The sequence below is a fragment of the Terriglobus roseus genome (assembly GCF_900102185.1).
GTDB lineage: Bacteria > Acidobacteriota > Terriglobia > Terriglobales > Acidobacteriaceae > Terriglobus > Terriglobus roseus_A.
In genome coordinates this window covers 3,399,964-3,423,076 of record NZ_LT629690.1, presented here as the reverse complement: position 1 = coordinate 3,423,076, position 23,113 = coordinate 3,399,964, and the positions used below count along the sequence as shown (strand labels likewise).

Below are 23,113 nucleotides of genomic sequence, written 5' to 3'. Positions count from 1 at the left end.
TTACTTCGCGTGTCGAACGAAGTCACGCCGGAACGGTAATGCTGACGATGCAGCCCACTCCAGAGGGATGATTTGCGAGCTGGATGGTGCCGCTATGCGCTTCCACCACGTGTTGCGTTAGCAACAGGCCAATGCCGCTGCCTTCCGGCTTGGTGGTGTAGAAGGGCACAAACAGATTCGACTCGTTGAGCACGCCCAGACCGTAGTCTCGGATTTCAATAACGAGGTCATCGCCAGCGACTCGCCACATGACTTCGATCGGGCGAGCGGCGCTGCCTTCGTGTGTTGAACGCTCCAGTGTGGCTTCTGCTGCATTCTTGAGCAGGTTAATCATTGCCTGTTCCATCAGCACCGGATCGATCAATGCAACGCGGTCTTCGGATTCAGTTATGGTCACAGGAACGCCATGATCCAGCGCTGTGACTTGTTGCATGAATGCAAGGACGGCGATGGGCTGACGCTGTAACGTGGGCAGTGCGGATAGTTTGCGATAGCCCTGAAGGAATCGATTCAGCGAGTCAGCGCGAGCCTCGATAATGGCCAAACCTTTTCGCAATTGTGCATCGCGCGATGTGTTGTTTTCAGAATCTGTTTCAGGGGTGAGACGCAGTTGCAGTGTTCCTGCGATGGACTTGATTGGAGCAAGAGAGTTGTTGATCTCGTGGCCTAGCACGCGAATAAGACGTTGCCATGCCTGGCGTTCTTCTTCGCGGAGTGCTGAACCGATCTCCGTCAACATCACAAGCAAATGTCTGCGGCCCTGTAAGCGGAAGGCGCTGCGTCGCAGCATCCATCGCCCGGAGAGACCGCGAGGCGGTTGCGGCATCAAGGTGCTGTCTTCTAATTCAAGCAGTGATTCGACATGGAGTTCTTCTGCGGCACAGCCTATGTCTGTGAGTTGTAACCCGAGTGCAGTGCGGGCTGCGCGATTGACCATGGCCAATGCGCCATCCTCTGCAAACGCAAGTACTGGCGCGTCCATGGTGGAGAGAACGCGATCGACTAATGCTCGCGCTTCGGTGGCGTCACGTTTCTGCGCCTGTAGCGACTCAGAGAGCAGGTTGATTTCCTTGGCGAGGTCGCCTGCTGCATCGCCGCGACGCGCTCCACGCACGCGAAACGAAAAGTCCTCACTACGAATGGCTGCGATGACATTCGTGAGTGTTTGCAGGGGCGTGACAATGCGGTGAAGCGCACGCTCTGCGAGAAAAAGCCAGAGGATGCCGAGAGTGAGAAGCGCGACGAAGATGGTGAAGTTATCAATGCCCCACGTGTGGAACAACGTGCCGCAGAGTAGCAGAAGAATTGCGCCGATCGCGGCAAGCCACAGGCGCATGCGCAACTCGTAGCTCACGCTGCGCGTGGATTCTGTGCCGTGCTGCCCGGGCTTCCATGGCGCGGAGTCCAGAAAGACTTCGGAACGTTCTTCTTCCTTCATGGAGTCACTCCAGCGTGCAGCGCAACTTGCGTGCTGCAGCTAAAGGCCATATTTTTCCATGCGGCGATACAAAGCGCCACGACTTAATCCCAGTGCCTCTGCTGCGGCACTTACATTGCCCTGATAACGGTTGAGCGCTTTGCGTACAAGGTGCGCTTCCACTGCCTCAAGATCCATCTCATCCAAAGAGTTTGGAGTCGCAGGGCCGTCTGTTTGAAGGGCAAGGTCAGAGAGCGAGATGTATTCAGAGCGCGCCATCAGGACTGCTCGTTCGAGTGTGTGATCCAGCTCGCGGACGTTGCCGGGCCACGCGTAGTGCAACATGCGTTCCAGTGCTGCGGGTTCAAAGCCGTGCACGGGGCGGCGATACTGCGCGGCATAGCGTGAAAGGAAATGCGCTGCCAGCAAAGGAATGTCTTCACGGCGTTCGCGCAATGGAGGCAGAGCGATCTCCACTGTATTCAAACGGAAGAGAAGATCGGGGCGAAAGGTGCCTGCTGCTGCGGCGGAACGCAGATCGGCATTGGTCGCGGAGAGCACGCGAACGTCTGCTTTTTGGGTGCGGGATGAACCCAGGCGTTCAAACTCTCCTGTCTCAAGCACACGCAGTAGCTTGGCTTGCTGGCGCAGTGGGACGTTCGCGATTTCGTCCAGAAAGAGCGTGGAGCTATGTGCGAGTTCGAATCGACCAACACGTTCTGAACGTGCGTCAGTAAAGGCGCCCTTGACGTGGCCGAAGAGTTCGCTCTCAAACGTGCCTTCCGAGAGAGCGCCTGTGTTGACGGCAACCATCGTGCGTTGCGAGCGAAGCGATATGCGATGCAGCGCTTGCGCAACGACTTCTTTGCCGCTGCCATGTTCGCCAGTGATGAGAACGTTCGCGTCTGATGGGCCGACGCGCGAGATCAGTTCCACCACGCGCTGCATGGAAGGCGCAGTCGCAATCATGACTGGTGCGCCTTCTGCATGAAGCATCTTGTTTTCTGCTTCCAGCAGGGCGGCGGAGCGTTGCATGCGGTACAGCTCAAGCTGTGTGCGTAGAACCGTCAGTAGTCGGGTGTTGTCCCACGGCTTTTGAATGAAGTCGCTTGCTCCACTATGCATGGCTTTCACGGCAAGGTCGATGTTGCCCCACGCCGTCATCACGATGATGGGGAGATGTGCATGGTGTCCGCGAATGCGTTCGATGAGCGCAAGACCTTCTTCGCCGCTGGTGGTGTCGCGGGTGTAGTTCAGGTCCATCAGGATGCCGTCGAAGTCTTCGCTGGATAGAGCGGACATTAAGAGCGCAGGTGTGCCTGCTCGCTCCAGAATGTATCCTTCCGGCTCCAGAAGAAGCTCCAGCGCGTCCAGAATGTGAGGCTGGTCATCCGCCAGCAACAGACGGCAGGGACGCTGCTGCGTTGCGAGGGCAGCAGCGTGGTGCGACGAGTTTGATGCGGTGTCCAAAAGGTGTTTCCTGATGCGCTAGGGCGTTTGCGCTTGCGGAGTTGCCGTCGCAGAAAGCTGCGCTTGACCCTGCTTAGCTGATTCTATCGATATGCCATTGTTTTCCAACGTCATACCACCGGCTCGCTCTAATTCGACGCGCGCTTTTTCGCGTGCATCCACGGCTGCGAAATAGGCGGATTCGGCTGTCGTAAGGTCGTTGCGTGCCGCGAGGGTCTGTACGGCGCTACCTGCACCGAAGCTTTGCTCCTGCTGCATGATGTCAAAGGTGCGGCGCGCCAGGTCGCGGGCCTTATCTGCGGAGACGACGCGAGCTTCTGCCTGTCGCAGAGCGTACTCAGCGTTGCGGACCTCGATGCGGATCTGCTTCTTCAACTGCTGCAGCAGAAGTTCAGCCTGGCGATATTCCAGTTCGGAACGATACTGATCGCTCTTGTTGACGCGGTTGCGGATGGGAATGTTGACGTTGACGCCAACGTAGTAATCGGGTGCGCTGCTGTTGAAAGCATTGCGCAGTGCGCCGCCGTAGTCAGAGGGGACGGTGGAGGTGACACCTGCAAGCGGGTTGTTCACACCGGCAAGACCTGTGCCGGCCCAGTATCCAGTGAGTGCAACGGTGGGTAGCAATGCGTTGTTAGCTGCCTTGCGGCTGATCTGACGATTGGTGAGGTCAAGCTGCTGCTCTTCCATCTCCAATCGTGAGGCAAGTGCGCGTGTGACAAGTTCATCGCCAGTGGGCATAGCTTGCAGCGGACGCGATACATCCATGGGAACCACAGGCATGGCTTCCAGCGTCGGGTCATCGAGATTGCGTGTGAGCGCGTTCTTCAGCAGGAGCGATTGAAACTCGAGCGTGGATTTGGCAATGCTCAGGTCTTGTTCGCGCTTGGCGACTTCTGCTTCATCCTTCAGCACATCCATCGCGGGGATGGCTTGCAGTGCGAGTTGCTGGCGTCCGGTTTCAAGAGTCTTCTGTGCGAAGTCGAGCGACTCCTGTTTCACACGTTCATCCTGCCATGCGCTAACAAGATCCCAATACATGTTTTCAATCTGCGATACGGTAGCGATGATCTGCAGACGGAACGCAGCGTCAGAAATCTTCTGATTGTTTTTTGCGATGCGCAGATAGCGAAGGTTCGGTCCAAGGCCGAAACCTGCAAGCAGTTGTTGCTGAACAAGTATGCGGACATAGCTGTCGAGTTGCGGGTTCAGGAAGTTTCCCTTACTGTTCGTGGCTACGCGATCGCCCGAGAAGCTTAGCTTCACGCTGGTGCCGGTGGCGAAGGCTTGCTGCACACTCATGTCGCCCGCGACAGTATTGGATTGCAGGATGGGGACGCCATTGAGCAGCAGGTTTGAGAGTGGCTCGGCATAGTGATGTACGTTGAAATCGCCCACAAACAAGGGGTCATACGACGAAACAGTCGTACCTGTACCGAGTGTGGATTGCACGAGACCGGACGCACCCGCACCCGCACCGCCCGCGCCTGCACTGGTACCACCTGCGCCACCGCCGCCAGAGTTTCCGGATCCTGCGGAGCCGCCGCTGGGCGTGTTTGAAACGATGCCCGTATTCACACCGCGGGTTGATCCGCCAGCGCGTGTACGCATTACGTCGGCTTCGGCGATGGGCAGGTTGTATCGCGCAATTGCAAGGTCAAGATTGTTTTCCAGCGCGAGTTCGATGGCGTCGCGAAGATGCAGTTCAATCTTGCCGTCGTGCGTAAGCGTTTCGAGGCGTGGCGAATTCGCAATGCTGGCCGGGGTTACGGAACTGGGCATATACGCGCGGAAGGGATTCCACGAGTGCGGCACGGTGACCGGCAGCGGCGCGGGTAGCGCGGTTGCAGTGCCTTTCAATTGAGTCGTTGTGGGTGCTGGATTCTGCGGCAGCGGAGCAGCGGCGTCCTGCGCATGCAGGTGCACAGCAGAGAACGCGAGCGCCATTGTTCCAATGCATGCCGTGTGGAGAAGCTCGCGATATCGGTCGTGTTTTGCAGATGCCATCAGTCGATCCTTCGTAGATTGCGGTTGTTCCGTTGGGGAAGAGAAGAGTGTCATGCGGGCGTTTCGTTTTCCGGTGTCATCCAGCCGTCGCGCAGTTCGATGATGCGTGAACCGAAGCGCGCATTTTCAATGGAGTGACTTACCTGGACGATAGTGGTGCCTGCACGGTTCAGTTCGGTGAAGAGCTGCATAACTTCTGCCGCCTGTGCGGAATGCAGATTGCCCGTGGGCTCATCGGCAAGCAGAAGTTCGGGCTTGTGAATAACAGCACGCGCAACACCCACAATCTGTTGCTGACCACCGGATAGCTGCGAAGGATACAGATCCTTTTTGCCGACGATTTGAAAGCGATCAAGTGTGTCGGCTACGAGTGCCTGACGTTCGCTGCGCGGCATGTTTTTGTAGCTGAGAGGAAGCTCGATATTTTCCGCAACGGTGAGGTCATCCAGCAGATGGAAGCTCTGGAAAACCATGCCGATCTTGCGGCGAGCAACTTCTGAGCGCTGCTTGCGATTCATGACGTGAATCGGTTCATGGTCCAGCCAGTATTCGCCGCGCCATCCATCGTCAAGCATTGCCAGCACATTCAGCAGTGTGGATTTGCCAGCGCCGCTGGGGCCCATCAGCGTGATGAATTCGCCGGGACGCACGGTGATGTTGATGCGACGCAGAACCCATGTCTCGCCAACGGCGTGTTTGTAGCTTCGTTCAATGTTCTTCAGTTCAATCATCGGTTTACTCGATACTTCGTAAATACTGTGTGCTATTCCGCGCGTAAAGCCTGCATCAGCTCCGTGGATGCAGCGCGTTGGCTTGGTATGACGGTTGCTGCAATGGCCAGAACAAAGACCAGTGCTGCTGCGATGACAAAGGATGAAGCATCAGCATTCGGTAGCTTGCCCACGTTTGCGCTGACCACGCGCATCAAAGCGATGCTGCCAATCACACCAGTGAGGATGCCGAGCGCTGCGACAGCCGCGGCATGAAGCAGCACCATTCCTGCAAGCTGTTCGCGTTGTGCTCCGAGTGCGAATCGCAGAGCAAATTCAAAGCGTCGCTGTGCAACGGAGTAGGCCGTGACGCCATACATTCCAACAGCCGCTAACAACAGGCTAACTGCTGCGAAGGACGCGAGCAGCGTGCTGCGGAAACGATCGGTGCGCTGGCTTTCGCCGATGTTTTCTTTCAGCGTGGATGCAGTTGCGGCAACATCTGGAAAGTTGTTCTGAATGGAGGTGCTCAGTTGCCTGGTCATGATCGCGGGATCGATCTTGGTGCGAGCGATGAGCTGAATGTCAGAAGCGCGTGCAGGATGTTGTGCCAATGGGATGTAGAACGCGGTGCCTGCAGGTGTTCCGGGATTGTCATGACGCACATTGCCGACAACACCAACGATGGTCCACCACTCGCCCTTGCTATCGAGGCCACACATGATCTGCTGGCCAATGGGGTCGGCGTGGGGAAACTGTTCATCAGCGAGCGCCTGGTTAATTACGAGAACCTTCGCTGCACCGAAGTTATCTGCGTCAGTGAGGTTGCGCCCACGCAGGATGGGAACGCCCATTGTGGCGAAGATCTCTGGAGTGACGGTGTGCACGTCTGCATAAGGCAACGTTACGCCGGGTGCGAAGACGGTGCGTCCGCGGATGGCGTAGCCCACATCCGGACTGCCTGCTCCCATGGGCGCGCCGTCAATAGCGGCAGCGGCTTCCACACCGGGTGTTTTGCGAACGGATGTCAGAAGAGCATCAAGACGTGCCATGCGACGAAGACGCCATGCCTGGCGTTCTGCAAGTAGCTGGGGCGTTTCCTGGCCTTCACTGCTAAGGCCGGGGTAAGCATCGTTGGAAACCTGGTGGGTGTCCACCATGAGCAGGTGTTGCGGTTGGAAACCGAGTTCCTGTTGCGCATCCTGCATGAGTTGGCGCGTGAGTGTGACTGCAGTGACGGAAAGCGCGAGCGTGAAGGCGACTTCCGCAACGATGAGCCCGTCACGCAGGCGTACAGAGCGGCGGCTTTCGCTGGTGCGTTCAGAGTCAGCACGCAGAACGGTGGCAGGATCAAGTCGCCATGAGCGCCACACGGGCAGGATGGACGTCAGCAGCATCAGCACTACGCTGACTGCGAGCGAGAAGAGAAAGACATCGCGATTGAGATGGATGTCCGCGAGGCGCGGTGTGTCCGGCGGAGCCATGTGTGTAAGTGCACGCAGGCCGAATGCAGCCACAGCGAGTGCGCCAACACCACCGGCAATGGCAAGCAACAGCGACTCCGTCATGGCGCGGATGAGGAGGTCTTTGCGTGTGGCACCGAGCGCAGCACGCACGCTGATAGCGCGGCGCATACGCGTGGAGCGGACCAGTTGAAGATGTGTCACGTTTGCGCAGACGATGAGCAGCACTATGCCGACTGAACCCATGAGCAAGCGCAGCGTGGGACGCAGGTTGCCGACGATGGATTCTTGCAGAGAGCGCGCAACGAGTGCGTTTGTTTTCTCTTCGGGATACGTCAGTTGCAGGCGATGCGAGAGTCCATCTAGTTCCGCATCAAGTTGCTTTTGTGAGACGCCCTCACGACGCTTGCCGACAGCCCACTGGTTGTAGGCAGTGCGGTTCTGCACTTCAGGTTGGATGAGCTCTTCCAGCCAGACTTCACTTTGACGAGGAAAACTGAATCCTGCAGGGAGTACACCGACAATGGTGTAGGCGCGAGCGGCCTTGATTGTTTGACCGAGAGCATTCTGCGCAGAGCCGAAGTGATCGAGCGCGAAGGATTCGCTGACCATGGCTTTGTCTGCTGCGTCGTCATCTTCGCGGAATGTAGTTCCGGCGACCGGAACAACGCCCATCACCTTGGGAAAGGTTGGGCTAACTCCGCCAATGGGTAGATAGTATGCCTGTCCTGCGACGGAGATGCCGGACTTGCCGTAGAGGTAGTAGTAGGAGACGGATTCCAGTCCTTGTACCTGCTGCAGGTCTCTGTAGTCTGCGCCACCGATGCGCGGATTCAGGTGGCCGCTCTGTAGCTTGAGAGTGCCGAGTGCAACGATGCGATTGGCATCGTGATAACCCAGCGGTCGTAGCAGAACAGAATCGACCATGGTGAAGATGGCTGTGTTCAGGCCGACACCCACAGCGAGCGTAAGGATCACCGTCATGGTGAAGAGCGGAGCGTTGCGCAGGCTACGCCATGCGTAACGAATGTTCTGAAAAAGCTCGTTCATCCTGGGCCTTCCTTTCTGCGTTATTCGCTGCGAAGCGCGCGCATGGGATCAATGGAAGCGGCGCGGCGCGCGGGAAGAGCGCTGGCAATTGCCGCAATCAAAAGCATCAGCATCAGTGCGGTGGCGGCTGCATTCACTTGTTGCAAAAGCGGCATGTGCAGGCTGCCATCGGGTGTGAAGATAAAGTCTGACAGAATGCGGTCAATCAGTCGCGGCATATATGCGGAGGCCAGCATGCCAATGCAAAGCCCGATGGCCGTAAGGCCCATGCCCTGCCACAATACATGCGTCAGCACTCGGCTGCGGCTGGCTCCCAGCGCCATGCGGACGCCGATTTCTCGCGTGCGTTGCACCACTTGATAGCTCAGCAATCCGAAGACACCAATGGAAGTGAGTAGAAGTGTGAATGAGGCGAAGGCGCTGGACATCCATGAGAAGAAACGTGGCGCGGCTACTGTTTCATCCACCACGGTTTGCATGCGTTCAAACTTTGCGACGGGAAGTTCCGGATCAGCCTGTTGAATTGCATGCGCAACGGCGGCTGATAGATCCACGCCGCCAGCCTGACGAATGACGAAGGTCGTCGGGAACCAACCGTTGATCATGGTCATGAACTTGTCGTCGATCTGCGTCAGCGGGATATAGAAGAGAACACCGGGACGATCCATCAACGAACGCTCGTGCGTATCCTGTGCGACGCCTACGATTTCAAATTCGCCTGCAGAACCGATCGTGATGCGCTGGCCAAGTGCGGATTGGTTGGGCCACCATTTCTTCACCGCGGTCTCACTGGCAATGGCGATGTGTGGTGTGTTGGAGCGGTCTGCATCGGTAACATCGCGCCCCTGCAGCAGAGCGATTCCCAACGCTTGCATGTAGTGCGGGGTTACGAAGCGTGCATTAACGACTCGCCGTTGGTCTTTGTGGTCCGCAGGAGCACCACTCAGATTCAGCCCACGATCCAAAGGAAGGCCATTCACAGCGCCAACTTGTCTTACTCCAGGCTGCTGTTGAAGGTCCTGCAATACGCTTTGAACCAACTGCACGGTGTGTTGCGCGTTGGCGTATGCCTCACCTTTCAACGTCACCTGGGCAATCGATATCTGTTGCGTATCAAAGCCGGGAGCGATAGAACGCATGCTGAGGAAGGCATGCAGCGTGAGCGATGCTGCGGACAGCAGGGTGAATGCCAGAGCCACCTGTGCCACGACCAACACTCTGCCTGTGCGGCCGTAGCCAACGGATTGACCTTGCGAGCCTGCGTCGCGCAGGTTGTCATTCACGCCGCGACGCAGCACTAATAAGGCAGGTAGCAGACCGAAGCAAATCGTGGCGCATGCAGCCAGAGCGCATTCCACCAACGCCATCATCCAGAGATTGGAAGAGGCATGGAAGTGGGGAAGCGAGATGGGCGCATACGCAACGAATGCGATAGCTGCTGTGCGTGCCACCATGAGGCCAAGCAGGGCGCCCCCGATGGCGAGCAGAATGCTCTCTGAGAGCATGAGGCGCAGCAGATCAGAACGGCTTGCTCCCAGTGCGGTGCGCATCGCGAGTTCGCGTGAACGTGCGATGCTGCGTGCAACCGTAAGACCAGCGAGATTGAGACACGCCACCAGCAGCACTGCTGCGACCGCATCCATCAGAACGATGAGGCTGCCGCGAACGTCACCGACCAATGCTGTCTGCAGCGGCCACACATGAAACTCATTCAGCGTGCCGTTAGGCGCTTTCCACTGATAGAACCAGGCATGCTGCTGCGCAAAGGCTTGCTGCAGCGCCTGCATCTCTGCCTGTGCTTGCGGAATGGTTACGCTTTCGCGTAGGCGCGCGATCATCTGGTAGTTGTCGCCGTCGTAACCCGGATCTTTCGAACCGAGTTGAAGCGGCTGCCAGATCCCTGCCGCAGCTGATTGCGCATTCCCTCCATAGAGATCACCGAGTACGCCTTCCGGAAGAACGCCTACGACGGGAACGTCGTCACCGTTGATGCGCACGGTGCGACCCACAATGGTTGGGTCACCCTGAAAAGCAGTCTGCCAAAGGCGATAGCTCATCAGTGCTGCGCGAGGACCGCCACTGCGATCTTCATCCGCGGTGAAGAAGCGGCCCAACGCAGGATGCAGACCCAGGGTGGGGAGGAAGTCACGCGACACACGCAGTTGCTGCACTTGATAAGGGCGGCCACCGCCAGTGGCAGACGGTGCAAGATTCACTGCGGTCGTGCCACCATCCGCAATGCCAAAGGAGGAGAAGGAGTGCGCGTGTTCAACCAGGAAATCAGCGACAGAGCCCACCTGTGATGTGGAGGGTTTTTCCTTAGGGAATTGAAAAGCGATGGCGACCAAACGATCCGGCTGCGCATATGGCAGCGGTTCCAGCAGCAGCGATCGCACCACGCTGTACATGGCCGTGGTGACACCGATGCCAAGTGCCAGCGTGAGCAGCGCAGTTGCCGTAAACACGGGGCTGCGCCGCAATTGCCGAAATGCGTACTGGAAATTTTGGCCGAGCATCATTGTTGTCGTCCCTTCTGGGCAACTGTCGCCGAACTATATCCGCGGTGGTTTATGCCAGTGCGGCTTCGCTGAGCAGTGCGTTCAATTCGCCTTCGCTGACCACGCGTCCGTCAAAGAGATGAATCTGACGTTCCGCATGCGCGGCAAAGCGCGGATCGTGCGTCACCATGCAGATGGTCGCGCCGTCGGAGTGCAGCTCCTTCAGCAGCGTCATCACCGCTTCGCCATTCTTAGAATCAAGGTTTCCGGTCGGTTCGTCCGCCAGTAGGATGCTCGGCGAACCCGCCAGTGCACGCGCTACAGCCACACGCTGCTGCTGACCACCGGAGAGCTGTGCAGGATAATGCCGCATACGGTGCGCCATGTTCACGCGCTCCAACGCTTCCTGTGCGCGACGCTTGCGTTCCGTGGAAGACATGCCAGCGCGATAGGTGAGCGGCAGTTCCACGTTCTCTGCAACGGTCAGGTCGCCGATCAGGTTGAAGCTCTGGAAGATGAAGCCGATCTCCTGGTTGCGGATGCGCGAACGCTCGGCAAAATCCAGTCCGGCAACTTCACGACCATTGAGCTGGTAGCTGCCGGCAGAGGCTGTATCCAGCAGTCCGACGATGGACAGCAGGGTAGATTTGCCGCAGCCGGAAGGGCCGCTCATGGCCACGTATTCGCCGCGGCCAATCTCAAGCTGGACGCCGCTGAGCGCATGCGTCTCCACTTCATCGGTGTAGAAGACCTTTGTGAGTCCATCAATGTGGATGACGGGTTGCGTGCTTGACATGCGTTTCTTCTCCTTATTCCAGGCGAATGCGGTCTGTGTTGTCGTATTTGGACATGTCTGACAGGATGACGGTGTCGCCAGCCTGCAGTCCGTTCAGAACCCGAAGGTTGTTTACCGAGCCCCGTCCTACCTGTACAGGGACTCTTACGGCTGTTTTGCCGTCGGAGTTCAATTTGAAGAGGCTGATTGTGCTGTTTTCTGCGCCGTTGGCCGGTCGGCCAATCTGCAGAACGCTACCCATGTTCTCCAGGTTGATGGTGCCGTCCACGCTCAGGTCAGGCCGAGCGCCCTGCGGTAGATCGCCTGCCAGCTCCACATCCACGGTGACGGTGCCGTTCACAACGGCAGGATCAATACGCATCACCTTGCCTTCGATCACGCCGTTATGCGTGTCCACTTCCGCAGGCTGACCAATCGAAATGTCGCGGGCCTGTGTCTCTGGAATCTTCAGGCTGGCTTTCAATTGGTCTGGCTGGACTACCTTGGCCAATGTGGTGCCCACGTCGATGTGCTCGCCCACCTGGTGGGGCAGGTCGACCAGAACACCATTAATGCCAGCGCGAACCGTAAGTGCTGCCTGCTGTTTCTGTTTGAGGTCCAGCAGCGCACGAGCCTGGTCCACCTTCGTCTGCTGGACAGCAAGCTGCGTCTGGATCGCACGCTCATTCAGCGTCAGTCGTTGGCCTTCAATGCCGTTGCGCGTGTTCAGCTCTTCAGCCTTGCCCTTGGAGGCGGAGTAGGTCAGGCCGCTGATTACTCCAAGGTCGTAAAGATGTTTATCTGTTTCAGCCTGCAGCTTGGCCTGCTTTTCGTCCTGGGTCACGGTGGCGGCCGCGGCGCGCTGCGTCATCAGGTCGCTCTGTAGCTTGGCCTTGGTGTTCACCAGGTCGGCTTCCGCGGCCTTCAGCTGTAGCTGTGCGTCCAGCAATTCCTGCGAAACCTGGGGATCCACCAGCTCCATCAGCGGCGTGTCCTGCGACACATGCGCACCCGGCAGTACCAGGATGCGGACCACGGTGGCCTCTGTTTGCGACGGAATCAGTCGCAGCTTGTCTTCGCGGGGCGTCAGCGTTCCCGGTCCGCGCACCTGCCTGAGCAGAGGGCCGTTCTTCACGGTATCCGTCCAGATAGACGCACGGTCCACCTCAGGCGCTCCGGGCTTCAGGCGAGAGACGAAGTAAACAGTGACAGCAACGGCAATTGCCGCAACGATGCCTATTACCACCCGGCGGCGAGCTTTTGTGCGCTTTAGATCTGGCCTTGCGATGTCCATGGTTACGTACTGAATACGCATGCCATGCGCCATTTCGCAGCAAAATTAAAACGCTGGTTTCATAGGTCTTACGGATGAGGCAGAGAACCGGGCGTGTCCATAAATGGATAAAGTGTCCATTAGCGGACGAAAATGCTGGTGATTCGGTCAGGTGTTGTTACTCTAGACTCCACTCTCCACAGGAGTTGTTCCCAAAATGCTTTCACGAGTTGCCGACAGCCTTTACTGGATGAGCCGCTACCTGGAGCGAGCGGAGCACACCACGCGTCTGTTAGACGTGAACCTCAACCTGATGTTGGACGAACCAACCAACGTCGCCGATCGACGGTGGCAGCGTGTGCTGCAGGCGCTGGGTGCGCCGCGCGATGTGCAGTTTGAAGGCGACGCGATCGCCCTGGCGCGCAGGCTCACCTTCGATGCTTCCAACAGTTCCAGCGTGCTGGGATGCATTATTGGCGCCCGCGAAAATGCGCGGCATGTACGTGAGCAGATTTCCACGGAGATGTGGCAGCGACTGAACTCACTGTATCTGCAGGTGACACGGCCTGAGATGCAGAGCGATACGCATGCTGATTCAACGCTGCAGCAGAACGAAGGGCCTACAGAATTTCTCGGTCAGGTGATGGAAGGCGTTCACCAGTTTCAGGGTGTGACTGATTCCACCATGAGCCATGGGGAAGGGTGGCAGTTTATCCAGGTAGGCCGATTCATGGAACGCGCGTCTGCGACGGCCATGTTGCTGGAGGCGTATCAACCAGAGTTGTGGGCAAACACGGATGCTCTTCCGGATTCGAATGAATATCTGGAATGGATGGGGCTGCTCCGAAGCGCAACTGCGTTTGAAGCCTATTGCAAGGTGTACACCGCGGACTTGTCACCAGATTGGATTCTGGAGTTCCTGTTGCTGGATGCGGACTTCCCGCACTCTCTGCGCTTCTCTATTGATGCCATGCAGCAGGCGTTGGAAGTGGTTCAAGGGCTAAGTGGCGGGGCGCGCGGCGATAAGCTGACGCGTATCTCAGGCAGGCTGCGATCCACACTGAGTTACTCCAGCGTGGAAGAGATTATGAGCGGTGATGTAGTGACATATCTGCACGATATTCAGCGACAGTGCCGCGAGATTCATAACGCCATCTACGAGCTGTATGTTGATTACTCTATTCAGGCTGCACTTGCAGGTTAGTGAGGAAAACGAACTATGTATTACACCGTGCGGCATCTGACCAAGTTCGTATATTCCAACGACGTTAGCGAAAGCATTATGGAGACGCGCATGCATCCGCGTTCGGATGCGTTGCAGCGATGCCTGAGTTTTCAGCTTTCGGTGTCGCCACGTTGCCGTGTTTTCTCGTATCGCGATCACCTAAGCAATCATGTGCATCATTTCGATATTCCTGGTGGTCATGAGCAACTCGTGATTGTTGCGGAAAGTCTTGTGGAGATGGAGGAAATTGCTCCTGTCCCGGCGTTTCTGTCTCCTGATGCCTGGGCCGCTCTTGATGCTGATGTGCAGGCCGGAGACTTCTGGGAGTTTCTCTTTCCCAGTGAATTCGCAAAGCCATCGCCGTTATTGGCTGAGCTGGCAAAGACTCTGGATGTGCGCCGTCGGGACGATCCACTGATGGTGTTGCATGATTTGAACAATAAGCTCTATCACTACTTTGACTATGTTCCGAAGTCTACAGACGTCGATTCACCCATTGACGTAGCACTTACGCAGAAGTGCGGTGTGTGTCAGGACTTCTCGCACGTCATGATTGCATTGGTCCGTGAGTACCTCAAGATTCCATGCCGTTATGTAAGTGGATATCTCTATAGCGGCGAACGCGACAACGACCGCAGTATCAATTCGGCAACGCACGCGTGGGTGGAGTGTTACCTGCCACAGCTTGGATGGGTGGGATTTGATCCCACGAACTGGCTTGTTGGAAGTGATCGCCACATTCGCACAGCCGTTGGCCGCGACTATGCGGATGTCCCGCCCACACATGGCATCTTTCGCGGCTCTGCTTCCTCAAAATTGAGCGTGGCGGTGCGAGTCAGTCCCAGTGAAGGCACGCCGCTACTCGATCAGGAAATGCCGGTACCCGAGGACTGGTCCATGCTGGTGGAGAAAGCGCAGCAGCTTCCTGCGCCGCCGAATCCCGTGGCCGATCACATCAAACATATGCAGCAGTTGCAACAGGCTCAGCAACAACAGTAGTTGCTGTTCACGGGAATGCTTTGAAAGCAATTTTCGTGCGGTTCATCGTATGTTGATTGCCGTAGTGGATGCTGCGTGGATGCGAATCAAACACGTCTTCACCTTGCTGCTATGTACTGCTGCGTGCAGCGCGCAAATGGTCGTAGTGCATGGGCATCGCGGCTCTCGCGCCACGCGACCGGAAAACACCATTCCCGCTTTTGAGTACGCCATTGCCCACGGCGCCGATGTCCTGGAACTGGATCTCGCTGTCACCAAAGACAATGTTCTGGTGGTATCGCACTCACCGGTGTTGAACTCAAGTTATCCCGGCGAGCGCGAGTGTGTTGGGCCGCCGCTGGCGAAAGACACTCCCATTCATTCGCTGACGTTTCAGCAGCTTCAGCAATATGACTGTGGCGCAAAGACACTAGCTGCGTTTCCCAAGCAGGTGGCCGTACCAAACACGCACGTCCCCACGTTTGATCAGGTTCTGGATTTGGCGCCGAAGGGCAACTTCGAGTTCAACGTGGAGACGAAGATCTTTCTGCTGCATCCGGAGATGACGCCTTCGCCTGAGGTCTTCGTACAGATGATCGATACGGCTGTGCGCAAACATCATCTGCAACAGCGCGTGATTCTTCAGAGCTTTGATTTCCGCACGCTGCACGCGATGCAGACACTTGATCCGGCGATTCGACGTTCGGCACTCTTTGGTCAAGCGAAGTATGACAAGCTGATGGGCATCAACGAACCCGACAAGAGCTTTGCGAACATGGCGAAGGTGTCAGGCGCAAACATCCTCAGCCCTGATGCCAGCCTCGTCACACCGGAAGAAGTTGCTGTAGCGCACAAGCTTGGTTTGCAGGTTCTGCCGTATACCCCCAACACTCCGGAAGAGTGGAAACGACTGACAGATGCACACGTGGATGGCATCATCACGGATGATCCTGAGGCGCTGCGTGATTGGCTGCGTAAGCAGACTCCGCCGTTGCACAAGTAATGTAAATGCGAAATGGGATGCGATCATCGCATCCCATTTCGCTTCGTTATGAAGTGCTGATTACAGAGGGAAGTTCTTCAGCCATTCGCGGAACTTCGGTCCCAGGTCAGGCCGTTGCAAAGCGAACTCAACGGTGGCCTTCAGGAAGCCGAGTTTATCGCCCGCATCATGACGCTTGCCTTCATAGGTGAAGCCGTAGACGCTCTCATATTGCAGCAACGCCTTGATGCCGTCGGTGAGCTGTAACTCGCCGCCTGCACCGGGCGTGATGGTTTCCAGCATCTCGAAGATACGTGGCGTCAGAATGTAGCGGCCAATGATTGCGTTCTGACTTGGTGCTTCGCTGGGCTTCGGCTTTTCCACCATGTCGGAAACCTTCAGCAGGCGCGAGTCAGAAGCATCCGGTGCGCATGCAAGGCAGCCGTAGTTCTGAATGGCATCACCTTCCACCACTTCGCTACCGAGAATGGATGAGCCGGTCTTGGCGAAGGCCTCTACCATCTGCTTCATGCAGGGGGTCTTCGCGTCGACGATATCATCCGGCAGCAGAACAGCGAAGGGCTCATCGCCCACCAGTTCCTTCGCCATCAGCACAGCATGACCCAGACCAAGAGCTTCGGGCTGTCGCACGTATGTGATCTTCGCCAGCTTCGTGGTGGATAGCGCGATATCAAGCAATGCATGCTTGCCGCGCTTTTCCAGCGATGCCTCAAGCTCTGGAGCGCGGTCAAAGTGATCTTCCATTGTGCCCTTGCCGCGGCCAGTCACAATGATGATCTCGGTGCACCCTGCTGCCACGGCTTCTTCCACGCCGTACTGGATCAGGGGCTTATCCACCAGAGGAAGCATTTCCTTCGGTGTCGCCTTGGTTGCGGGCAAAAAGCGTGTGCCCATGCCGGCGGCGGGAAAAACAGCTTTACGAATAGTCTTGGTCATCTCTGGCTTATCCATGAAGTTTTCGTACAAGACGCTGGGGGCGATTTCGTCATGCTATCGGATTTAACCGCGTTAACCAAATAGCGTTCAATGAAAACTTGTCAGTATCTACTGGTTTACAGAACTGGCGAATTTTCTTTAAGCATTGCCTGTCGCATGATTTTGATTGGTACAGGTCCTTGCCGCATAAAGTTGTCGTGAAACTGCTGCAAATTGAACGCCGCACCTTGTTTTGCTTTCAGATCGGCGCGCAGTTTCAATATCTCCAGCTTACCCAGCGTGTAGTACAGATAGGTGGGGTCGGACGTACCTCGCTTTGTTTCCATCTTCGCAACAGAAGGGGACTGATATCCCTCAGTTACGAAATACTGCTCAGCCTGATCCGCGCTCCAGCCTTCGGTATGCATCTTGATGCCAACTGTGAACCGCGCGTTGCGTAGCAGTGCATCTTGAATTTGTCCCAGGCGAATCAGCTTCTGCGTGCGAGCATCCGCACCGGGTGTCTGAAAGCCCTCATCCAACATCATCTGCTCTGTGTAGTGCGCCCACCCTTCCACATTCGTGTTAGCTCCGATCAACTTACGAACGCGCGATGGGAACTGGTTTTGCCATAGGAATTGGGTGAAGTGGCCGGGATAGGCTTCGTGCACGCTGGTGCTTACAATCGTGCCGACGTTGAACTCCGCCATGTGCTCGGCAATATGTTCCGGAGTCCAGCCTTTCTCTGGCAATGTCACGTTGAAGTAAGCCTTGGTAGAGCGCGTTTCAAACGGCCCCGGAGGATCCATGCTGGCTGATGTGGTGGCACGCATGAAGGGAGGCGTCTCCTGCAGCACTGGCCGATCATCGTTTGGCATGGTGATGATGTGATGATCCTTTATGAAGGCAATCTCCGCAGCAAAGCTGTCGCGGAAGGCATCCAGAAGCTTGTCCGGAGCGGGATGAATAGTGGCCAGTTCTGCCAGCACCTGCGCGGGTGTCTTATTCGGATCGAGCTCTTTGGCAATGCGTGCAAAGTCTGCCTGGTTCTGCCGCATGTTTGCTTCATTCACTGCAAGCAGCCTGTCCAACGGCGTGTCCACCATCTCGTCATACAACAGCTTTTTGCGATACGTATCTGCGCCCAGTCGGAAGTCGCCATTGGAGCGCGGCAGCAAATCCGACTTCATCCATGTGCCGTAATCCTTTAACGCCTGAATCACCGTGGCATTCGTCTTTGCAAACTGCACCTTGGCAATGCGATCTGTCGCATCGTTGAAGGCAGAAGGCACATCGTTCTGGAAGAAGCTGACAATGCCATCAATCTGCTCCAGCGCGATTTCTGTAGATATCTTCGCGGGATTCTGCAGGTTCTTCTTCGCTTCCTCAAACACTTGTGGAATCAATCGTTCGCGCGCAATCACATCACGCAGACGGACATTCGCCGGAGCAAACGGACGCTCCATCAATACAAAGACGCTACTGGTAACGCCCGAGGAATACGCATCCGGATTCTTATCCAGAGGGCGAATGACCTCCAGTGTGAGCAGTTGCGACCGGATGGAGTTCAGCAGAATCTCGCGGTCGGCAGCGACGGAGGTATCCAGCCCATCTGCGGGGATGTCTTCAAACTTCTTTTCCCAATCATGCAAGCCGGCAATTTGCTTCGCGCGTGCCGCAGCGGAGTAATCCTCAAGCCTGGTATCAAACTGGTGATAGCCGACCGCAGTCCCTGATGTGGGTGAGTTCGGGAAATAGAACTCATCGAAGTATTGGTTCGACAGCACATCAAACGTCTGCATGGCACCGTCGGCAGAGATGCGCTGCGCGTGCATGCAGCACGTGGTGAGGGCCAGAAGGGAAGCGGTAAGAGTGCGTAAAAGCAGTCGCATGGCTTGCGAACATATTACTGCGCGGTCGAAGCTGTGGATTACTTTCCGGCGCGTTTTTCCGCTTCGTCGCATAACTTCTGGATGCGTTTGGCGCGTGATTCGGGCGTCTGGTAGTAGCCCACGGCCAACAATCCATTGCGGCGCTGCAACTCTGTCATCTTTGCCCAGCCAGCCTTTGCTTTGGGACGCGCATTCAGCGCCTTTGCAATGGCAGGCGGAAGCTCACGTTCGCCCTCCATGGCAAACAGCATCCGTTCTGCGCCCTGCTGCGCACGACGCATCCTTGCTTCGTCGCTTTTCACACCCAGAATCCACTTACCCATCTCACGGCGCGTGTACTCCGTAAAGGATTCGTAGTATTCACGAAGGCCAGGCTCCTCATCCAGCAGCGCGTCCAGTTCTTCTGGTAATTCTGCCGGTCGTGGATCAAGATCGGGCTCAAGCGTGAACGATGCCACATGGCCCAGAGATGCGTCGCCACCTACTTGCATGGATCGATTCACCAGCAAAAAGTAAGTGCCGGTTTTGCCCGTGACAGGGAAGAGCGAGGTGCGAAACGCGAAGCCGTTGATAGTACCTTTGATGCGCTGGCGAATCTTCTCTGGCCACACTTTTGCTGGATCAAACGGCACGGGGACAATCGTCCAACCAAGCGTGTCCTGCATCTTCTCAAGCGTGGCCTTGAAAGATCGCGGTTTTGTCTTCATGCAGTCACCGGCGTTAGATCAAGCTGTTCCAGCAATGCTTTCGTCTCTGCGATTACATCCGCCGATTGCGCGCTGGTCAGAGGCCAGTAGAGTACACCTTGCGGTGTAAACTTCGCGCCCTTCTTCGTATTGCGCGACACCAGCTTCATCAGCATGCCAGGATCGATCTTCGCCTTCGGATCGAACTTGATGATGATCATCTCGCGGAAGACCTTCTGACGGTTCTCTTCCATCTGCACACGTTTGCGATCAAGCTGTGCAATGCTGATGCGCTCACTCTGCAAACGAATCTCGGCTGCTGCAAGCAGATTCGCCACGGAGTCGGGAAGCTCGCCGTAGCGATCAATCATCTCGGAACGAACGTCCGCAAGAACACCCGTGTCGGTTGCGCCAGCAATGCGTTTGTACATACGGAGGCGCTGATTCTCTTCGGCGATATACGTGGGATCAATGCGCAGCGAGATGCCAAGGTTCAGCACCACACCCGGGCGCTCGTCCTTCAGTTCACCCTTAATGCGGCTTACAGCTTCCTGCAGCATCGATGTATACATCTCAAAACCGATGGCTTCAATGTGGCCGCTCTGTTCGCCACCCAGCATGTTTCCGGCGCCACGCAATTCGAGATCAAGCGCGGCAATCTTGAAGCCTGCGCCAAGGTCGCTGAACTCTTTCAATGCGGCCAAGCGTCTGCGCGCGATCTCTGTAAGTTCGTTCTCTGGTGGGATTAGCAAGTACGCGTATGCGCGGCGATCGCTACGGCCCACGCGCCCACGTAGCTGATACAACTCGCTCAATCCGTGACGATCTGCACGGTTAATGATGATGGTGTTCGCTCTTGAAATGTCGAGGCCATTTTCAATAATGCTGGTGGCGCACAGAACGTCATACTCACCGTTCATAAAGGCGAGCATCGCTTTTTCCAACTCGCCTTCGGCCATCTGTCCATGCGCCGTGATCACGCGTGCCTGCGGCACAAGTTCACGAATCTTCGACGCAAGCTCGTAGATCGTCTCCACGCGATTGTGTACGAAGTAGCACTGGCCGTTACGTTCCAGTTCCAATTCAATGGCGGTGCGCAACAGCTTCTCATCAAACTTCGCCACGATGGTCTGAATCGCCATTCGATCTTTGGGCGGCGTTTCAATCACACTCATATCGCGCAGGCCCAGCAGGCTCATGTGAAGTGTGCGTGGGATGGGCGTAGCAGACATCGCAAGCACATCAATGTGTGCGCGCATCTGCTTGAGGCGTTCCTTATGTCGCACACCAAAGCGCTGTTCTTCATCGACGATGAGAAGACCCAGGTCTTGAAAGACAATGTCTTTCGACAGCAGGCGATGTGTGCCGATGAGAATATCGACTTTGCCCTCCGCAGTGTCTTCCAGAATCCTCTTCTGTTCTTTCGCGGTGCGGAAGCGCGATACAAGCTCCACATTCACAGGGAAACGCGCGAAGCGTTTCTTGAACGATTGAAAGTGTTGGAATGCGAGTACCGTCGTTGGCGTAAGAATCGCCACCTGTTTTGAATCCTGCACTGCCTTGAACGCGGCACGCATTGCCACTTCGGTCTTGCCGTAACCCACGTCACCGCATAGCAGCCGATCCATCGGCTGATTCGATTCCATGTCGTTCTTGATGTCCGCAATTGCGGCGATCTGGTCGTCGGTTTCGTTGTAGTCGAAGGCGTCTTCAAACTCACGCATCATCTGCGTGTCCTGCGTGTACGCAAAACCCATGGCGGCCTGTCGCTGCGCATAAAGCTTCAGCAACTCCTCCGTCATGTCCTGCATGGCCTTCTTTACGCGAGCCTTTGTCTTGGCCCACGCCTGTCCGCCCAACTTGTTCAGTTCCGGTGCAGGCCCGGCTTCGCTACTGCGGTACTTCTGAATCAGATCAAGACGCGTCAGCGGCACATAGAGCTTTGCCTCATCGGCAAACTCCAGGATCATCAATTCAAGCGGCGCGCCTTCTTGTTCAATCGTGCGCAGGCCCATGTACTTCGCAATGCCGTGCTCTACGTGGACAACGTAGTCACCCACGGTAAGGTCGCGGAAGTCGCTGATGAATGCTGCTGTTTTCGATTTACGTTGCACAGGACGCGCATGCACATCCGCTTCATCATTCAGATCCTGCGCGCCAAAGATGATAAGTTGCCGCGCTGTCGCTTTGTCCAGATCAAGAAACTGCACGCCTGCAGCGAGCGGCGTGCGCACGATAACGGGCGTGCGAATGTCGCCGGTGAGATAGCTACTCTCTTCGTATACTGTCGCGGAACCGCTCTGTTGCTGCACGCGCGAACCAATGCGATAAGCCAGCCCGTACTCCTGCAACATGCCTGCAAGCCGTTCCACTTCGCCCTGATTGGGCGCGGCGATTATCACGCGCGCATCAGCTTGCTGCAGCGACTTCAGGTGCTCCGTGAACGCAGGAATGGAACCGTGAAAACGCATTGTGGGGCGCGATGCAAATTCAATCTCCGTCTGTGAAGATGTGTCTGGATCAAGAACATCGACAGCGCCAAGTTGATCGAGTTCCACGCCGGGGTAGCGGCGGATGCGATCTTCAAGATCCCACGGTGAGATATAGATGTCGCCCGGCTTTACAAGATTGCCAATGCCGCTGCGATCGTGTCGCTGTTCAATCTTGTTCCACCAGCGCTCGCCTTGGTTTTTCACCATGGCGGGCTCTTCCACATACACGCGTGTCTTTGGGCCCATCAGGTCCAGCAGCGTGCTTGCCGCGCCTGCCACAGGAGCAAAGAATTCCCATCCGGGAAAGACGGAGACATTGCCAACACTGGATGCAATTTCGCGCGGCTCTTCGCCGCCTTCCAGTTCGGCGCCAGCCGCGCCACCGCGCACAAGCCGTGCATGTACTGCGCCCAACAACTTTTCAGTAACCGGAGTTTCCGTGAGCGGCAGCAGCGTAATTTCGTCCACGGGTGAAGACGAGCGCTGCGTCTCCGGATCGAACTTGCGCATGGACTCGATCTCGTCGCCGAAGAAATCAATGCGCACGGGCCGATCCATCTCTGGCGAATAAACATCCATGATGCCGCCGCGTAGCGTTACCTGCCCAGGCATTTCCACTACATCGACACGCGTGTAACCCACCGTGAGCAGGTGTTCCAGCAGCATGGTGGTGTCATGCTCTTCGCCGCGCTTTAACTCAATGGTGAGTGCCGCATAATAGTCGCGACCAAACAGGATCATGCACGCAGCTTCCAACGGCGCAATCACCACCCGCGCGGCACCGGTGCAGATCTTCCATAGAGTGCTTGCACGCTGCTCTGCGATCTCGGCGTGCGGCGACAGACTCTCAAACGGCAGAACGTCGTGCGCTGGCAGGCGCAGCACCTCTTCGCACTTCAGCGCGCCGGTCAGTTCGCAGGTGGCGTTCAGTTGTTCGTGAAGCGCTTCTGCAGCCTTGTTGTCACTGACCAGGATCAGTGCCGGAGCATTGCTGGCGCGAATCATTAATGGCAGGTAAATGGATCGAGCCGTCGCCGTGAGCCCCGAGACGCGGCGTCGCCCTGACCCGCCGGAAAGATGGCGGCGCAAGCGTTCAAACGGTTCGGTATGTTCCAGGTCCGCTATCATGTCGCGGACAAAGGGGAGAATCATTGCCTTTCCAGTGTAGTCTTCCGCGGTTCGAAAAGTGGTGTCAGATCGTGCCGTGGAGCCGCTGCCAGCACGATGCACATAAATAAGAGAGGCGCTCCCGAAAGAGC

The 23,113-nt window shown here is 56.6% G+C and carries 15 protein-coding genes; 3 read left to right on the top strand and 12 right to left on the bottom strand.

Going from position 1 to position 23,113, the window contains the following annotated elements:
* Positions 1 to 22 precede the first annotated feature (22 nt).
* From BLT38_RS14355 to BLT38_RS14320, 8 genes are read right to left on the bottom strand one after another with little or no spacing between them, the layout of a single operon-like run.
* Positions 23 to 1,438: a sensor histidine kinase gene (locus BLT38_RS14355; protein WP_083345794.1), complete on the bottom strand. Its 1,416-nt coding sequence runs from the start codon at positions 1,436 to 1,438 to the stop codon at positions 23 to 25.
* A 39-nt stretch (positions 1,439 to 1,477) separates the two neighbouring features.
* The gene (locus BLT38_RS14350) at positions 1,478 to 2,887 is read right to left on the bottom strand and encodes a sigma-54-dependent transcriptional regulator (RefSeq protein ID WP_231966512.1); all 1,410 of its coding nucleotides are present in this window, start codon (positions 2,885 to 2,887) and stop codon (positions 1,478 to 1,480) included.
* Positions 2,888 to 2,905: 18 nt separating this feature from the next.
* The gene (locus BLT38_RS14345) at positions 2,906 to 4,894 is read right to left on the bottom strand and encodes a TolC family protein (protein ID WP_231966510.1); all 1,989 of its coding nucleotides are present in this window, start codon (positions 4,892 to 4,894) and stop codon (positions 2,906 to 2,908) included.
* A gap of 50 nt (positions 4,895 to 4,944) precedes the next feature.
* Complete coding sequence (locus tag BLT38_RS14340) at positions 4,945 to 5,625, bottom strand: ABC transporter ATP-binding protein (RefSeq protein WP_083345793.1); 681 nt, start codon at positions 5,623 to 5,625, stop codon at positions 4,945 to 4,947.
* A gap of 32 nt (positions 5,626 to 5,657) precedes the next feature.
* Positions 5,658 to 8,117, bottom strand: coding sequence for an ABC transporter permease (locus tag BLT38_RS14335; protein WP_083345792.1), 2,460 nt, complete (start codon positions 8,115 to 8,117; stop codon positions 5,658 to 5,660).
* A gap of 20 nt (positions 8,118 to 8,137) precedes the next feature.
* The gene (locus tag BLT38_RS14330; protein WP_083345791.1) at positions 8,138 to 10,636 is read right to left on the bottom strand and encodes an ABC transporter permease; all 2,499 of its coding nucleotides are present in this window, start codon (positions 10,634 to 10,636) and stop codon (positions 8,138 to 8,140) included.
* Between the two features lie 49 nt (positions 10,637 to 10,685).
* Positions 10,686 to 11,411, bottom strand: a complete 726-nt coding sequence (locus tag BLT38_RS14325; RefSeq protein WP_047490166.1) for an ABC transporter ATP-binding protein — start codon at positions 11,409 to 11,411, stop codon at positions 10,686 to 10,688.
* A 13-nt stretch (positions 11,412 to 11,424) separates the two neighbouring features.
* Positions 11,425 to 12,684, bottom strand: a complete 1,260-nt coding sequence (locus tag BLT38_RS14320) for an efflux RND transporter periplasmic adaptor subunit (RefSeq protein ID WP_083347109.1) — start codon at positions 12,682 to 12,684, stop codon at positions 11,425 to 11,427.
* A 196-nt stretch (positions 12,685 to 12,880) separates the two neighbouring features.
* Between BLT38_RS14320 and BLT38_RS14315 the strand changes: the two genes are divergently transcribed.
* The 3 genes from BLT38_RS14315 to BLT38_RS14305 are packed head-to-tail and all read left to right on the top strand — an operon-like array spanning position 12,881 to position 15,869.
* The gene (locus BLT38_RS14315; RefSeq protein ID WP_083345790.1) at positions 12,881 to 13,867 is read left to right on the top strand and encodes an alpha-E domain-containing protein; all 987 of its coding nucleotides are present in this window, start codon (positions 12,881 to 12,883) and stop codon (positions 13,865 to 13,867) included.
* 15 nt (positions 13,868 to 13,882) lie between these two features.
* Complete coding sequence (locus BLT38_RS14310) at positions 13,883 to 14,887, top strand: transglutaminase family protein (protein WP_083345789.1); 1,005 nt, start codon at positions 13,883 to 13,885, stop codon at positions 14,885 to 14,887.
* 49 nt (positions 14,888 to 14,936) lie between these two features.
* Positions 14,937 to 15,869 (top strand): glycerophosphodiester phosphodiesterase family protein, encoded by a 933-nt coding sequence (locus BLT38_RS14305; protein ID WP_231966508.1) that lies wholly within the window; start codon positions 14,937 to 14,939, stop codon positions 15,867 to 15,869.
* Between the two features lie 60 nt (positions 15,870 to 15,929).
* Here the strand turns inward: BLT38_RS14305 and galU are convergent, their stop codons facing one another.
* The 4 genes from galU to mfd form a co-directional block, all read right to left on the bottom strand.
* Entirely contained in the window at positions 15,930 to 16,805 is an 876-nt protein-coding gene (gene galU / locus BLT38_RS14300) for a UTP--glucose-1-phosphate uridylyltransferase GalU (protein ID WP_083347107.1), read from the bottom strand.
* Between the two features lie 116 nt (positions 16,806 to 16,921).
* On the bottom strand, positions 16,922 to 18,676 hold the full coding sequence (locus BLT38_RS14295; protein ID WP_083345788.1) for a DUF885 domain-containing protein: 1,755 nt from the start codon (positions 18,674 to 18,676) through the stop codon (positions 16,922 to 16,924).
* A 38-nt stretch (positions 18,677 to 18,714) separates the two neighbouring features.
* Positions 18,715 to 19,383: a YdeI/OmpD-associated family protein gene (locus BLT38_RS14290; protein ID WP_083345787.1), complete on the bottom strand. Its 669-nt coding sequence runs from the start codon at positions 19,381 to 19,383 to the stop codon at positions 18,715 to 18,717.
* Positions 19,380 to 23,006 (bottom strand): transcription-repair coupling factor, encoded by a 3,627-nt coding sequence (gene mfd, locus BLT38_RS14285; RefSeq protein ID WP_083347106.1) that lies wholly within the window; start codon positions 23,004 to 23,006, stop codon positions 19,380 to 19,382. Before mfd ends, BLT38_RS14290 begins: the two co-directional genes overlap by 4 nt.
* Positions 23,007 to 23,113 lie beyond the last annotated feature (107 nt).